At 58.0% G+C, this 13,746-nt stretch carries 13 protein-coding genes; 2 read left to right on the forward strand and 11 right to left on the reverse strand.

Features of this window, described 5'->3' with window-relative positions:
• Positions 1 to 6: 6 nt before the first annotated feature.
• Positions 7 to 978 carry a phosphoserine phosphatase gene (gene serB, locus ACLH1I_RS15610; RefSeq protein WP_004886545.1) on the reverse strand — a complete coding sequence of 324 codons (972 nt, stop codon included), beginning with the start codon at positions 976 to 978 and terminating at the stop codon, positions 7 to 9.
• Between the two features lie 104 nt (positions 979 to 1,082).
• Here serB and ACLH1I_RS15615 point away from each other — a divergent pair, with 104 nt between their 5' ends.
• Both ACLH1I_RS15615 and lplA read left to right on the forward strand, forming a co-directional pair.
• Positions 1,083 to 1,730, forward strand: coding sequence for a YtjB family periplasmic protein (locus tag ACLH1I_RS15615; protein WP_017901229.1), 648 nt, complete (start codon positions 1,083 to 1,085; stop codon positions 1,728 to 1,730).
• Positions 1,730 to 2,746: a lipoate--protein ligase LplA gene (lplA, locus tag ACLH1I_RS15620; protein ID WP_043522288.1), complete on the forward strand. Its 1,017-nt coding sequence runs from the start codon at positions 1,730 to 1,732 to the stop codon at positions 2,744 to 2,746. Before ACLH1I_RS15615 ends, lplA begins: the two co-directional genes overlap by 1 nt.
• 89 nt (positions 2,747 to 2,835) lie before the next feature.
• On the opposite strand, the gene deoD is transcribed toward lplA, so the two are convergent.
• From deoD to prfC, 10 genes are all read right to left on the reverse strand, one after another.
• The gene (gene deoD / locus ACLH1I_RS15625; RefSeq protein ID WP_004886539.1) at positions 2,836 to 3,555 is read right to left on the reverse strand and encodes a purine-nucleoside phosphorylase; all 720 of its coding nucleotides are present in this window, start codon (positions 3,553 to 3,555) and stop codon (positions 2,836 to 2,838) included.
• A 103-nt stretch (positions 3,556 to 3,658) separates the two neighbouring features.
• Entirely contained in the window at positions 3,659 to 4,882 is a 1,224-nt protein-coding gene (gene deoB, locus ACLH1I_RS15630) for a phosphopentomutase (protein ID WP_004886536.1), read from the reverse strand.
• A gap of 52 nt (positions 4,883 to 4,934) precedes the next feature.
• Complete coding sequence (gene deoA / locus ACLH1I_RS15635; RefSeq protein ID WP_198079791.1) at positions 4,935 to 6,257, reverse strand: thymidine phosphorylase; 1,323 nt, start codon at positions 6,255 to 6,257, stop codon at positions 4,935 to 4,937.
• 109 nt (positions 6,258 to 6,366) lie between these two features.
• Entirely contained in the window at positions 6,367 to 7,146 is a 780-nt protein-coding gene (gene deoC / locus ACLH1I_RS15640) for a deoxyribose-phosphate aldolase (protein WP_004886530.1), read from the reverse strand.
• A gap of 415 nt (positions 7,147 to 7,561) precedes the next feature.
• Positions 7,562 to 8,839, reverse strand: coding sequence for a NupC/NupG family nucleoside CNT transporter (locus ACLH1I_RS15645; protein WP_017901232.1), 1,278 nt, complete (start codon positions 8,837 to 8,839; stop codon positions 7,562 to 7,564).
• A gap of 129 nt (positions 8,840 to 8,968) precedes the next feature.
• Complete coding sequence (locus ACLH1I_RS15650; RefSeq protein ID WP_017901233.1) at positions 8,969 to 9,763, reverse strand: metal-dependent hydrolase; 795 nt, start codon at positions 9,761 to 9,763, stop codon at positions 8,969 to 8,971.
• Complete coding sequence (locus ACLH1I_RS15655; RefSeq protein WP_004886521.1) at positions 9,760 to 10,833, reverse strand: patatin family protein; 1,074 nt, start codon at positions 10,831 to 10,833, stop codon at positions 9,760 to 9,762. The genes ACLH1I_RS15650 and ACLH1I_RS15655 overlap by 4 nt, the downstream gene beginning before the upstream one ends.
• 153 nt (positions 10,834 to 10,986) lie before the next feature.
• Entirely contained in the window at positions 10,987 to 11,148 is a 162-nt protein-coding gene (locus ACLH1I_RS15660; RefSeq protein WP_002887716.1) for a DUF1328 domain-containing protein, read from the reverse strand.
• Between the two features lie 129 nt (positions 11,149 to 11,277).
• Positions 11,278 to 11,898, reverse strand: coding sequence for a molecular chaperone OsmY (osmY, locus tag ACLH1I_RS15665; RefSeq protein ID WP_017901234.1), 621 nt, complete (start codon positions 11,896 to 11,898; stop codon positions 11,278 to 11,280).
• A gap of 219 nt (positions 11,899 to 12,117) precedes the next feature.
• Complete coding sequence (gene prfC / locus ACLH1I_RS15670; protein WP_004886513.1) at positions 12,118 to 13,707, reverse strand: peptide chain release factor 3; 1,590 nt, start codon at positions 13,705 to 13,707, stop codon at positions 12,118 to 12,120.
• Positions 13,708 to 13,746 lie beyond the last annotated feature (39 nt).

Consider the following 13,746-nt stretch of genomic DNA (forward strand, 5'->3'; position numbering starts at 1 on the left):
TACCTCTTACTTTTGGTTCATGCTGCCCGAGAGAATACAGAATACCCCCATCAGGTCAGCGTGGCGGATAGTCACTTCCGCCTGTTCATTCACTTTAGGCTTCGCATGATATGCGATGCCAAGCCCGGCAGCTTTAATCATCGGCAGGTCGTTGGCGCCATCGCCGATGGCCACGGTCTGCGCCGTTGGGATCTCATACTTTTCCGCCAGCTTGCGCAGCGTATTGGCTTTGTATTTGGCATCGACGATATCGCCGAGTACGTTGCCGGTAAGCTTACCGTCGCGGATCTCCAGTTCGTTGGCGAACACCGCGTCGAGATGCAGTTTGTCGCGCAGATACTCCGCAAAGAAGGTAAAGCCGCCGGAGGCGATCGCCACCTTCCAGCCCAGCGTTTCCAGCTTGAGCACCAGCTGCGCCAGGCCCGGCATCAGCGGCAGCGCGTCGCGAACCTGCAGCAGAATGTTGGCATCGGCGTCTTTTAGCGTCGCCACGCGCTGGCGCAGGCTGGCGGTGAAGTCCAGCTCGCCACGCATCGCCCGCTCGGTCACTTCCGACACCAGCTCGCCGGTGCCGGCCAGTTTCGCGATCTCATCGATGCATTCAATTTGGATCGCCGTGGAGTCCATATCCATCACCAGCAGCCCTGGGGTGCGCAGATGGGGGATTTTACCCAATGGCGCGACGTCCAGCCCCGCCTCATGCGCCAGTCGCGTCGCACGCGGGGTAAGCGAGCCCGCCAGGCGGATCACCTGGTAATCCTCGACCACCCAGGAGGCGACGATCACTAACGCGGCGCCCAGCTCGCGCTGCCACGCCGTCAGACGGCGTTTATCCAGCCCACGTCCGTACAGCAGCCAACCGCTGCGCCCGGCGTGATAATCCAGCGGCATGACCTCGTCACCGCTCAGGGAAAGCGGCAACCCAGGCCACAGGGAAACGTCTTCAGGCAGGTCGCACCAGGTCAAACTGTTAGGCATTACGGCTCCACATCTCTTCATTCAGGCGAGGAAAATAACGCATGAGGCTACCTTGTAACCAGCGCTTCTGGCAACATTAAGCTGCAAATTTTCAAAGGTGGAATATGGTTCGCGCAAAACTGAAATTCCGGCTGCATCGTGCGGTCATTGTCCTTATCTGTCTCGCCCTGCTCGTCGCGCTGATGCAGGGCGCCTCGTGGTTCAGTCAGAACAGTCAGAAACAACGCAATCCGCAGCTGGAAGAGCTGGCCCGCACGCTGGCGCAGCAGGTGGTGCTGAATCTCGCGCCGCTGATGCGCAGCGAGACGCCGGACGAGAAGCGCATCCATCAGCTGTTGACGCAGCTCACCCACAACAGCCGCGTACTTGACGCCGGGGTATATGACGAACAGGGCGACCTGGTGGCGCGCTCTGGCGAAAGCGTCGAGGTTCGCGACCGGCTGGCGCTGGATGGTAAGAAAGCCGGCGGCTACTTCAACCAGCAGATTGTCGAACCGGTGCCGGGAAAAAATGGCCCGCTGGGCTATCTGCGTCTGACCCTCGATACCCATACTCTGGCGACCGAGGCGAAGCAGGTGGATAATACCACCAATATCTTACGCCTGATGCTGTTGCTGTCCCTGGCCATCGGCGTGGTACTGACCCGCACGCTGCTGCAGGGCAAACGCACCCGCTGGCAGCAATCGCCCTTCCTGCTCACCGCCAACAAGCCGGTTGAGGATGAAGACGATGAAAAGAAAGGAAATCTATAATGTCCACACTGCGCCTCCTGCTTTCTGACTCTTACGACCCGTGGTTCAACCTGGCGGTCGAGGAGTGCATTTTCCGCCAGATGCCCGCCACCCAGCGGGTGCTGTTCCTGTGGCGCAATGCCGATACCGTGGTCATCGGCCGCGCGCAGAACCCGTGGAAGGAGTGTAATACCCGCCGAATGGAAGAAGATCATGTGCGGCTGGCCCGTCGCAGCAGCGGCGGCGGCGCGGTGTTCCACGACCTCGGCAATACCTGCTTTACCTTTATGGCTGGCAAACCGGAGTACGACAAAACCGTCTCCACCGCTATTGTGCTGGCGGCGCTCAATTCACTCGGCGTAACCGCCGAAGCCTCCGGGCGCAACGATCTGGTGGTCAAAACCGACAGCGGCGACCGCAAAGTCTCCGGCTCCGCCTATCGTGAAACCATGGACCGCGGTTTTCACCACGGCACCCTGCTGCTCAACGCCGATTTAAGCCGTCTTGCCAACTACCTCAACCCGGACCAGAAAAAGCTGCAGGCTAAAGGCATTACCTCGGTGCGCGGGCGAGTGGCGAATCTGGTTGAGCTACTGCCGGGCATTACCCATCAGCAAGTTTGCGAGGCGATCCAGGAGGCGTTCTTCAGCCATTACGGCGAACGGGTAGACGCCGAGGTGATCTCCCCGGACAACACGCCGGACCTGCCGAACTTTGCCGACACTTTCGCTCGCCAGAGCAGCTGGGAGTGGAACTTCGGCCAGGCGCCCGCCTTTTCCCACCTGCTGGACGAGCGCTTCCCCTGGGGCGGCGTCGAGCTGCATTTTGACGTTGAGAAAGGACATATCACCCGCGCGCAGGCCTTTACCGATAGCCTGAATCCGGCGCCGCTGGAGGCGCTGGCGGCACGCTTAGTCGGCTGTCAGTATCGGGCTGAGGTTTTGCAGCAGCAGTGTGAGGCGCTGGTCGGCGATTTCCCGGAGCAAGAAGCGGAACTGAAAGAACTGTCGGCATGGATTGCCGGCGCGGTGCGCTGATAAAAAAAGCCGGATGGCGGTTACGCCTTATCCGGCCTACAGATTTGACTCAAGCCCGGTAAACAAAGCGCTACCGGGCTATACCACGCTTACTCCTGGTCGCCCAGCAGTACCGATTCCAGCGCGATTTTAATCATGTCGTTGAACGTGGTCTGACGCTCCGCGGCAGTGGTCTGCTCGTGGGTACGAATATGGTCAGACACGGTGCAGATGGTCAGCGCTTTCGCCCCGAACTCCGCCGCCACGCCGTAGATACCCGCCGCTTCCATTTCCACGCCCAGGATGCCGTATTTTTCCATCACGTCGAACATGGACGGGTCCGGGGTATAGAACAGGTCTGCGGAGAAGATGTTGCCGACGCGCGCGTCAACGCCCAACGCTTTCGCCGCGTCTACCGCGTTACGCACCATGCCGAAATCGGCAATCGCCGCGAAGTCATGGTCTTTAAAACGCAGACGGTTCACTTTGGAGTCGGTGCAAGCGCCCATGCCGATCACCACGTCGCGCAGTTTGACGTCTTCGCGCACTGCGCCGCAGGAGCCAACGCGGATGATTTTCTTAACGCCGAAATCGGTGATCAGCTCTTTGGTGTAGATAGAGCAGGACGGGATACCCATCCCGTGGCCCATTACGGAGATTTTGCGGCCTTTATAGGTGCCGGTGAAGCCCAGCATGCCGCGCACGTTATTCACTTCACGCACGTCTTCGAGGAAGGTTTCGGCAATGTGCTTGGCGCGCAGCGGGTCGCCCGGCATCAAAACTACGTCAGCGAAATCGCCCATTTCTGCGTTAATGTGAGGAGTTGCCATCTTCAGTTCCTTTTATATTGTTGTTTTTGCCGGGTGGCGGCTACGCCTTACCCGGCCTACAAAATAGTAGGCCCGGATCGCTGTGCGCCACCGGGCAATGACCTCAGAACATGGCTTTGCCATATTCCATGTCAGACGTACCAAAGTATTTCGCGATAGTCTGGCCGATGTCCGCGAAGGTTTCACGGTGACCGAGCGAACCTGGTTTCACTTTCGGGCCGTACACCAGCACCGGAATATGCTCGCGGGTGTGGTCGGTACCGGTCCAGGTCGGGTCGCAGCCGTGGTCGGCGGTGAGGATCAGAATGTCGTCTTCCCCTACCAGCTCCATCAGCTCCGGCAGACGACGGTCGAACAGTTCCAGACCCGCCGCGTAGCCGGCGACATCGCGACGGTGGCCCCAGGAGGAGTCAAAGTCGACGAAGTTGGTGAAGACGATAGTCTCGTCGCCAGCTTCCTTCATCTCTTTAATGGTTGCGTCGAACAGCGCGTCCAGCCCGGTGGCTTTCACTTTTTTGGTGATGCCGCAGTTGGCGTAGATATCCGCTATCTTACCGACAGACACCACGTGGCCGTTCTTCTCGTCAACCAGCTTCTGCAGCACGGTCGGCGCCGGCGGTTCGACCGCCAGATCGTGACGGTTGCCAGTACGCTGGAAGTTGCCGGCTTTATCGCCGATAAACGGACGGGCGATGACGCGGCCAATGTTGTAGCCGCCTTCGGTCAGCTCTTCACGGGCGATTTCGCACAGCTCATACAGTTTGTCGAGGCCAAAGGTCTCTTCATGACAGGCGATCTGGAATACGGAGTCAGCGGAGGTATAGAAAATCGGTTTCCCGGTTTTCATATGCTCTTCGCCGAGCTGATCGAGAATCACCGTCCCGGAAGAGTGGCAATTGCCGAGGTAGCCCGGCAGGTTGGCGCGTTTCACCAGCTTATCCAGCAGCTCCTGCGGGAAGCTGTTTTCGTGATCGCTGAAGTAGCCCCAGTCAAACAGTACCGGCACGCCAGCGATTTCCCAGTGGCCGGACGGCGTATCTTTACCAGAAGAGAGTTCATGCGCCCAGGCATAGGCGCCAATCACTTCGGCATTGCCATCCATTCCGGCGGCAATTTTACCGGTGGAGCCTTCATGCGCTTTCACCAGCCCCAGACGGGTCAGGTTCGGTAAATTCAGCGGGCCTTTGCGGCCGTGGTCAGCTTCGCCTTTGGCGCAGGCTTCCGCAATGTGGCCCAGCGTATCGGCGCCGACGTCGCCAAAGCGGTCTGCGTCTTCCGTTGCGCCAATCCCAAAGGAGTCCAGCACCATGATAAATGCACGTTTCATCTTGTTCTCCATACATCTTGCGCTGCAAAAAAGCGATCAGATCAGTATATCGCTATTCAGTGATACGGCGATAGACTGTCGGTGTAATTTCCGGAGCTTTATCGTCCAGTTTAATGGCCGCTTTGACCGCTTTCGCGGCCTCCTGCCAGCTGTTCTCGTCTTTGGCATGGATCACCGCCAGCGGACGCTGTCCGTCCACGCGGTCACCCAGACGCGCCATCTCGGTAAAGCCAACGCTATAGTCAATGGTGTCTGATGCCTGACGGCGGCCGCCGCCCATAGAAACCACTGCCATGCCCAGCGCGCGAGTGTCCATCGCGCTGATAAAACCTTCGGTATCAGCATAGACTGCTTTGCTCAGCATCGCCGTCGGCAGATAATGATCATAATTCTCGACAAAGTCGCTCGGTCCTTTCTGCGCCGCGACCATGCGACCAAAGACTTCCGCTGCTTTACCGTTATCCAGCACCGCCTGCAGTTTCGCCCGGGCTTCGGCGTCATCTTTCGCCAGATTGCCGGAAATCAGCATCTCCACACACAGCGCCATCGTCACGTCGAACAGGCGTGGGTTGCGGTATTCGCCGGTCAGGAACTGAACCGCTTCGCGAACTTCAACGGCGTTCCCGGCGCTGGAGGCCAGCACCTGGTTCATATCGGTCAGCAGCGCGGTGGTGCGCACGCCGGCGCCGTTGGCGACCCCGACGATCGCTTCCGCCAGCGCGGCGGAAAGCTCATAAGTCGGCATAAACGCGCCGCTGCCGACTTTAACGTCCATCACCAGCGCATCCAGCCCTTCCGCCAGCTTTTTGGCAAGGATCGAGGCGGTGATCAGCGGGATGGAGTCCACCGTCGCGGTAATATCGCGGGTGGCATAGAAACGTTTGTCCGCCGGAGCGAGGGAGATGGTCTGCCCGATAATCGCCACGCCGACATCTTTAATAATCTCGCGGAAGCGGTTGTCGTCCGGGAAAATATCGAAGCCCGGGATGGCTTCCAGTTTATCCAGGGTACCGCCGGTATGGCCGAGGCCGCGGCCGGAAATCATCGGCACATAGCCGCCGCAGGCGGCCACCATCGGCCCCAGCATCAGCGAAGTGACATCCCCGACGCCGCCGGTGGAGTGTTTATCGACGATCGGACCGTTAAGGTTTAGGCTTTTCCAGTCCAGAACGGTACCGGAATCCCGCATCGCCATGGTCAGCGAAACGCGCTCCGGCATAGACATATCATGGAAGAAGATGGTCATCGCCAGCGCGGCGATCTGCCCTTCTGAGATAGTATTGTCGCGGATGCCGTTGATGAAAAAGCGGATCTCTTCATCGCTTAATGCCTGACCATCACGTTTTTTACGAATAATTTCTTGTGCGAGAAACACGGTAACCCCCATGAGGAATCGGGTGAATGGTGGCGGGTGGCGCTACGCTTACCCGCCCTACGATCCTGTAGGCCGGATAAGTGAAGCCTCATCCGGCAATGTCTGACAATCAGTAGCTGCTGGCGCTCTTGCCGTCGCCGTGACCCAAGGCTTTCAACAGGCTGGCCAGCAGGCTGGAGGCGCCAAAGCGGTAGTGACGAGCATCGGCCCAGTCGGCGCCAAACAGCTCATCGGCGATCGCCAGGAACTGCTGCGCATCTTCCGCGCTGCGCACGCCGCCCGCCGGTTTGAAGCCAACGGTTTTCTCAACGCCCATATCACGAATGACTTCCATCATGATGCGCGCGCTTTCTGGCGTGGCATTCACCGGCACTTTACCGGTCGAGGTTTTGATGAAATCGGCCCCGGCTTTGATAGAGATTTCAGACGCTTTACGGATCAGCGCTTCTTCTTTCAGCTCACCGGTTTCGATGATCACTTTCAGCAGCACGTTGGCCGCCGCGCAGGCCTCTTTACAGGCTTTCACCAGCTCGAAGCCGACCTGTTCGTTACCGGCAATCAGCGCGCGGTACGGGAAAACCACGTCCACTTCATCAGCACCGTAAGCGATCGCCGCGCGGGTTTCCGCCAGAGCAATATCGATATCGTCATTACCGTGCGGGAAGTTGGTGACCGTGGCGATGCGGATATCCGGCGTTCCCTGCTCGTTCAGCGTCTTACGGGCAATCGGGATGAAGCGCGGATAGATACAGACCGCCGCGGTGTTACCCACCGGGGTTTTCGCCTGATGACACAGGGCAATCACCTTCTCATTGGTGTCGTCGTCGTTCAGGGTGGTCAGGTCCATCAGTTTTAACGCGCGCAGGCTGCTTGCTTTTAAATCAGTCATTTCATACTCCGCCGGCGCAGTGCCGGTTCAATAGTTTGTTCACCTTGCAAGTCTGTTACTATTGTAACATTCACTCGCTGTTACACTTCGACATTCATCACAGTTAATGAAAACTACTTACTAATTTGCATTACTGTAATGTGATTTTAATCACGAAACATCGGTGCATACCGCGACAATTATCATCACGCCCCTCTTAAGCATAATCAAAACTCTGCAACCAATGGGGATGTGACAATTCTAACACATAATAACAGCGCCACTCGACAACGTGGCGCACATTTTGTCCGCACTGCCGGTGATAAAATGATTATCATTTGAAATGTAAATGGTTTTTCTGAAAACCAGAAATGATGGAATTTTCACAAACTCAATAAAACCAGCGACGCGACGGCCGCTGGTTCAGGTAACAGGTTTAGAGGGCGAGGAAAACCCCGGCGATGGTGGCGCTCATCAGGTTAGACAGCGTCCCCGCCGCCACCGCACGCAGCCCAAGCTGGGCGATATCCTGACGCCGGTTGGGTGCCATCCCCCCGAGGCCGCCAATCAGGATGGCGATCGATGACAGATTGGCGAATCCGCATAGCGCGAAAGAGATAATGGCTTTGGTGTGATCTGAAATGACCTGCAGCCCGGCCGCCGCCACCTCAGCGTCCGCCTTCAGATACTCGCCAAAGTTCATATAGGCCACGAACTCGTTAATGATCAGCTTCTGGCCGATAAACGACCCCGCTACCGTCGCTTCGTGCCACGGCACGCCGATCACCCACGCCAGCGGTGAGAAGACCCAGCCGAGGATCATCTGCAGCGACAGCTCCGGATGGTTAAACCAGCCGCCGACGCCGGACAGAATGCCGTTCAGCAGAGCGATCAGCGCAATAAACGCCAGCAGCATTGCGCCGACGTTGAGCGCCAGCTGCATACCAGACGCGGCGCCGGAGGCGGCGGCGTCCAGCACGTTGGCCGGTTTATCCGCATCCGCGCTCTGGCGGTCATGAGCTGGGTTATCGTCCGGTTTCTCCGTTTCCGGTACGATAATTTTGGCAAACAGCAGTCCACCCGGCGCCGCCATAAACGACGCGGCAATCAGGTACTCCAGCGGAACGCCCATCTGCGCATAGCCCGCCAGCACGGAACCCGCCACCGAGGCCAGGCCGCCGCACATGACCGCAAACAGCTCCGAGCGGGTCATGGTGGCGATATAAGGACGCACCACCAGCGGCGCTTCGGTCTGACCAACGAAGATGTTCGCCGTGGCCGACAGCGACTCGGTACGCGAGGTCTTCAGAACCGCCCGCAGCGCGCCGCCGAGAATGCGAATGACCAGCTGCATAATGCCCAGGTAGTAAAGCACGGCAATCAGCGACGAGAAGAAAACGATCACCGGCAGCACGCGCAGGGCAAAGACGAAGCCGCCGCCGCCAAATACCTCGAACATTTTATCGGAAACCAGCCCGCCGAAGATGAAACTAATCCCTTCATTGCCGTAGGCAATAACGCTGGCGACGCCGTTCGACATCGCTAACAGCGCCGAGCGCCCGGCCGGTACATACAATATTAACGCGCCGATACCCACCTGGATTATCCAGGCGCCGAGCACGGTACGCAGGTTAATGGCTTTTCGATTATTGGAGAGCAGCACAGCAATGGCCAACAGCGCCACCATGCCGATAAGTCCCATGAGGATTTGCATACAGATTCCCTGTGTTTTGATAGTCCAGCACTAACGGCGTGATTATATCGGCCCGAAACTATCCTGCCCGCCTGGCTTCACACATTTTAAGCAAATCAATGATATGGATGGACAATTATGAGAATTCGATCACCATACAGTGGCTGAGGGTAAGGAAAACAAGGCGAGTGTGTTGCGCATTATCCCTTCGGCTATAGCTGCCGGAGGCTCAGGGCGCAGTTCGCACAGGGCCTCAAATACCCGCGCAGCTTGCTCCGGGCGATTGGGCAGTCCCTGAAAGCCATTGAGCGGCATATCCGGGGCATCGGTCTCCAGCAGCAGGGCTGAAAGCGGCAGACGCGCCATCACCTCGCGGGTTTTGCTGGCGCGGGGATAGGTAATGGTGCCGCCAACGCCGATCTTATAGCCAAGCTGCACAAAGCGCTCGGCCTGCTGCAGACTGCCGGCGAAGCCATGTACCACCCCGGTACGCGGCAGGGCATGTTTTTTCAGCAGCATCGCCAGCTTATCGTGGGTGCGTCGGGAGTGGAGAATCACCGGCAGATCGTAACGCTTCGCCAGACGCAGCTGCGCTTCCAGCAGCGCCTGCTGACGATCGAACTGCGGCTCGTCGCGATAGAGATCGAGACCAATCTCCCCCACCGCCACCAGTTTTGGCGGGCGCTGCGCCAGCGACGCCTCCAGTTGCGCCAGCCCCTCATCGGTATGCTGCTCAATGACAATCGGATGCAGGCCCAGCGCGGCATACAGCGCCTCGTGCTGCGCCGCCAGCGCCAGCACGCGGCTAAAACGCTCAGCGGAGATGGCCGGAACGATAATTCGTCCGACGCCGGCCTGCGCCGCACGCGCCAGGCTGGCGACCTCATCTTCCGCGAAGGGGGGAAAATCGAAGTGGCAGTGGGTATCGATAAAACGGTGCGTCACGCCAGATCCTCATGATTAAAGCTTGCGTCATTGGCCTGCGGCGCAGCGATGATGGTCGCCTGCGGCGCTTCATTGGCCACCGGCACCGGCGGCACCACCACCGGCGAGGGCCGGGCAACACGCGGCGCGTGGCGCAACAGCGGCGGCCGGTCAGCCAGCAGTTTACCCACGGTGGCCAGGAAATAACGGCCGCACTGGCGTCCGGTTTTGTAGTCCTCCAGCAGCGCCGGCAGTCGGCTGCCAAGCGCCATGCTGCGCAGCGGCCGCTGGGGATAGATTTCGAAGATCCGCAGCTTACCGGGCGGTTTCTCGATGAACTGCTGGATGGCGCGATAGGTGGTTTCGTGGTGATGCACCAGATTGACCAGCGGCTGCAGGCTGCTCTCCCCCAGCCAGCGCTCCATCCGCTTAAACCACTCCGGGGTATAAAACATCTGCGAGGGGACGGTGCGGATCACCACGATGGTCTGAGCGCCGCGGCGGGCCGCCTCCTGAACCGGGATCGCATCGCTGACGCCGCCGTCAAGGTAGCTGACGCCGTCAAGCAATACGCCGCTGCGATAAAATCCAGGGATGGCGCTGGAGGCGCGGATCAGATCCAGCCAGGTTTGCGGCGTTGGTGAAAAATAGCTGGCGGAGTAATCGTCGCCGCGACAGGCGCACATCCACAGCTCTTTTCCCTGCGCGAACTGCGTTTCAGCATAGTTCATGGCCAGCGGCATCTGCTGCGAGGTGGCCTCGACCAGCCAGTCGAGATCGATAAGGTTGCCGCCGCGCACAAAGCGCATCGGATCGAAAAATTGGCGTGAGGTGGTGTAGCGGGTGATGACTTTGCGGGCATAGCCTTGCTGATTACACATGTAGGCGGAGAGGTTTTGCGCCCCCGCGGAAGTCCCCAGCATCAGGTCAAAGGGGTTAAATCCGGCGCGCATGAATTCGTCCAGAACCCCGGCGGTGAAAATCCCTCGCTGTCCCCCGCCTTCACACACCAGCGCCAGCTTGCCTGGTCGGAAGGGTTTAACCGCCAGCGGGGCGATATTGCCCAGCGTGACGGGAATGCGTTGCCCCACCCTGCTTTCCTGTTCGATTGGTCTTCTCCTGACAAGGTAACGCAATTTGCCCGCCGCTTAAACCGCGAAAGCCAGTCCGCAGGACTGGCTTTGTGTAAGACGACGTGTCAGTAAAAATGCTCAGGCTTCAGCATCGCCCGCATCGCGGGCCACCTAAGGACGTCTGCGTCCAGTAAACAGGCTCACCAGGAACAGGATAATCCCGACGACAAAGACGATTTTCGCGGCGCCAGCGGCAGTACCCGCCAGACCACCGAAGCCCAGGGCCGCAGCAATTAATGCAATGACCAGAAAAATAATTCCCCATCGAAACATACTTTTCTCCTTACCATAATGGACGGTGAACAGCGGTTTGCGCACCCTTTCTGTCTAGCTCATCGCTCAGTGGATGCTGCTATTCGTTCGGCAACCTTGGCCAGACAACACTTTTGTTAATAACTCGATTTACTTCACGCTAAGATCGTTGCGGACGCTTTTCACACCGGAGACCGCTTTCGCAATCTCTGCGGCGCGCTCAGCCTGCGCAGCGGAAGCCACCGTACCGGTCAGATGCACGGCGCCGGCGTTAGTTTCTACTTTCACATTGCGCGAAGGGACAATGTCATCCGCCAGCAGCTTGGCTTTCACTTCGCTGGTAATAGCGGTATCCCCGGCATAGCCTTTCAGCGTCGCCGTCTCGCTCGACGATTTGTGCTGCACCGTCAGTTTGTCGTTAACCTGAGAGACGCCTTCGACCGCTTTTGCCACGCTCAGCGCCTGACTTTTCTGTTCAGCACTGGTGACGTCGCCGCTGAGGGTGACCACTTTGTTTTCCGTTTTCACCGAAATATCGCCGGAGTTAATATCCTTATGGTCGATCAGCGCCGCCTTTACCCGCGCGGTAATGGTGCTGTCGTCCATAAAATCGCCGACTTTATTAATCGAATTGTCTACCGCCTCTCCCGCATTGCTGGCAGCTGACTTCGCACTGTCTACCGTTGTTTTTTCCGTCTCTGCCGAGGCGTTCAACGCGGCTAAGCCTAAGAAGAGCGCCAGCAACATATTGGCATTCTTTAGTCTGGTCATCGTGATGTCCTCGTTTTTTCACCAGCGCTGGCGTCTTATCGCAGTGAATTACGCCAGCATTTTTAAAAACACGAATTAAATATAGTAGACAGGCGAAGGGGTTGCGGAGGATATGGATAAAAAACAGACGAATTAGCGGCGTTTTAAGAACTTTCCAGAAGGAAGGAAGCGCGGGCAGAAGAAGAAAAAAGCGCGGCCTGCGCCGCGCTTCGTCAGGGATTAGTGCTCGCGCGTTTTGCGGAACACCACGTCAGGATAACGCTCCTGCGTCAGGTTCAGGTTGACCATCGTCGGAGCGATGTAGGTCAGGTTATCGCCGCCATCCAGTGCCAGCTGAACTTCGTTTTTACGCTTGAACTCTTCGAATTTCTTCACGTCAGTGGATTCAACCCAGCGCGCGGTGGCCACGTTGACGGATTCGTAAATCGCTTCCACGTTGTATTCGCTTTTCAGGCGCGCCACGACGACGTCAAACTGCAGCACCCCCACGGCGCCGACGATCAGATCGTTATTGGCGATCGGACGGAAGACCTGCACCGCGCCCTCTTCAGAGAGCTGAACCAGCCCTTTCAGCAGCTGTTTCTGCTTCAGCGGATCCTTCAGGCGAATACGACGGAACAGTTCCGGTGCGAAGTTCGGAATACCGGTGAACTTCATCATCTCGCCCTGGGTGAAGGTATCGCCAATCTGAATGGTGCCGTGGTTATGCAGGCCGATAATATCCCCAGGATAGGCTTCCTCGACGTGTGAACGGTCGCCGGCCATAAAGGTCAGCGCGTCGGAGATCACCACGTCTTTACCGATGCGCACCTGACGCAGCTTCATGCCTTTCTCATATTTACCGGACACCACGCGCATGAAAGCCACGCGGTCGCGGTGTTTCGGGTCCATATTGGCCTGAATTTTAAACACGAAGCCAGTGAACTTCTCTTCCGTGGCGTTGACTTCACGGGTGTCGGTGTTACGCGGCATCGGCGCCGGCGCCCACTCCACCAGGCCATCCAGCATATGGTCAACGCCGAAGTTACCTAATGCGGTCCCGAAGAACACTGGGGTGATTTCCCCGGCCAGGAACAGATCTTTATCGAACTCGTTCGACGCGCCCTGCACCAGCTCCAGCTCGTCACGCAGCTGCTGCGCGAGATCTTCCCCCACCGCCGCGTCAAGATCCGGGTTGTTGAGCCCCTTCACGATGCGCACTTCCTGGATGGTATGGCCTTTACCGGTCTGATACAGGTAGGTTTCATCTTTGTAGAGATGATAGACGCCCTTGAACAACTTACCGCAGCCGATAGGCCAGGTAATCGGCGCGCAGCCAATTTTCAGCTCGTTCTCGACTTCATCCAGCAGCTCCATCGGATCGCGGATATCACGGTCGAGTTTGTTCATAAAAGTGAGGATCGGCGTATCGCGCAGACGGGTGACTTCCATCAGCTTACGGGTCCGATCTTCGACGCCTTTTGCCGCGTCAATCACCATCAGGCAGCAGTCCACCGCCGTCAGGGTACGGTAGGTATCTTCGGAGAAGTCTTCGTGCCCCGGGGTATCCAGCAGGTTCACCAGGCAGTCATGATACGGGAACTGCATTACCGAGGTGGTGATCGAGATACCACGCTGCTTTTCCATCTCCATCCAGTCGGATTTCGCGTGCTGGCTGGAGCCACGGCCTTTTACGGTACCGGCGGTCTGAATCGCCTGTCCGAACAGCAGCACCTTTTCGGTGATGGTGGTCTTACCGGCATCCGGGTGAGAGATAATGGCAAAAGTGCGGCGTTTGGCCACCTCTTGCAGATAAGGAGACAACGTCATAATTAATCTTCTAAGTAAACGCGGCCATGGGCCACGCAT

The organism is Klebsiella sp. 1SOBk10mer (genome assembly GCF_046602535.1).
Taxonomy (GTDB): domain Bacteria; phylum Pseudomonadota; class Gammaproteobacteria; order Enterobacterales; family Enterobacteriaceae; genus Klebsiella; species Klebsiella quasipneumoniae.

What these genes read in the sequence shown, in the direction of transcription:
- serB (WP_004886545.1), bottom strand. Translation starts at nt 978, where the DNA reads ATGCCTAACAGTTTGACCTGGTGCGACCTGCCTGAAGACGTTTCCCTG.
- ACLH1I_RS15615 (WP_017901229.1), top strand. Translation starts at nt 1,083, where the DNA reads ATGGTTCGCGCAAAACTGAAATTCCGGCTGCATCGTGCGGTCATTGTC.
- lplA (WP_043522288.1), top strand. Translation starts at nt 1,730, where the DNA reads ATGTCCACACTGCGCCTCCTGCTTTCTGACTCTTACGACCCGTGGTTC.
- deoD (WP_004886539.1), bottom strand. Translation starts at nt 3,555, where the DNA reads ATGGCAACTCCTCACATTAACGCAGAAATGGGCGATTTCGCTGACGTA.
- deoB (WP_004886536.1), bottom strand. Translation starts at nt 4,882, where the DNA reads ATGAAACGTGCATTTATCATGGTGCTGGACTCCTTTGGGATTGGCGCA.
- deoC (WP_004886530.1), bottom strand. Translation starts at nt 7,146, where the DNA reads ATGACTGATTTAAAAGCAAGCAGCCTGCGCGCGTTAAAACTGATGGAC.
- ACLH1I_RS15645 (WP_017901232.1), bottom strand. Translation starts at nt 8,839, where the DNA reads ATGCAAATCCTCATGGGACTTATCGGCATGGTGGCGCTGTTGGCCATT.
- ACLH1I_RS15660 (WP_002887716.1), bottom strand. Translation starts at nt 11,148, where the DNA reads ATGTTTCGATGGGGAATTATTTTTCTGGTCATTGCATTAATTGCTGCG.
- osmY (WP_017901234.1), bottom strand. Translation starts at nt 11,898, where the DNA reads ATGACCAGACTAAAGAATGCCAATATGTTGCTGGCGCTCTTCTTAGGC.
- prfC (WP_004886513.1), bottom strand. Translation starts at nt 13,707, where the DNA reads ATGACGTTGTCTCCTTATCTGCAAGAGGTGGCCAAACGCCGCACTTTT.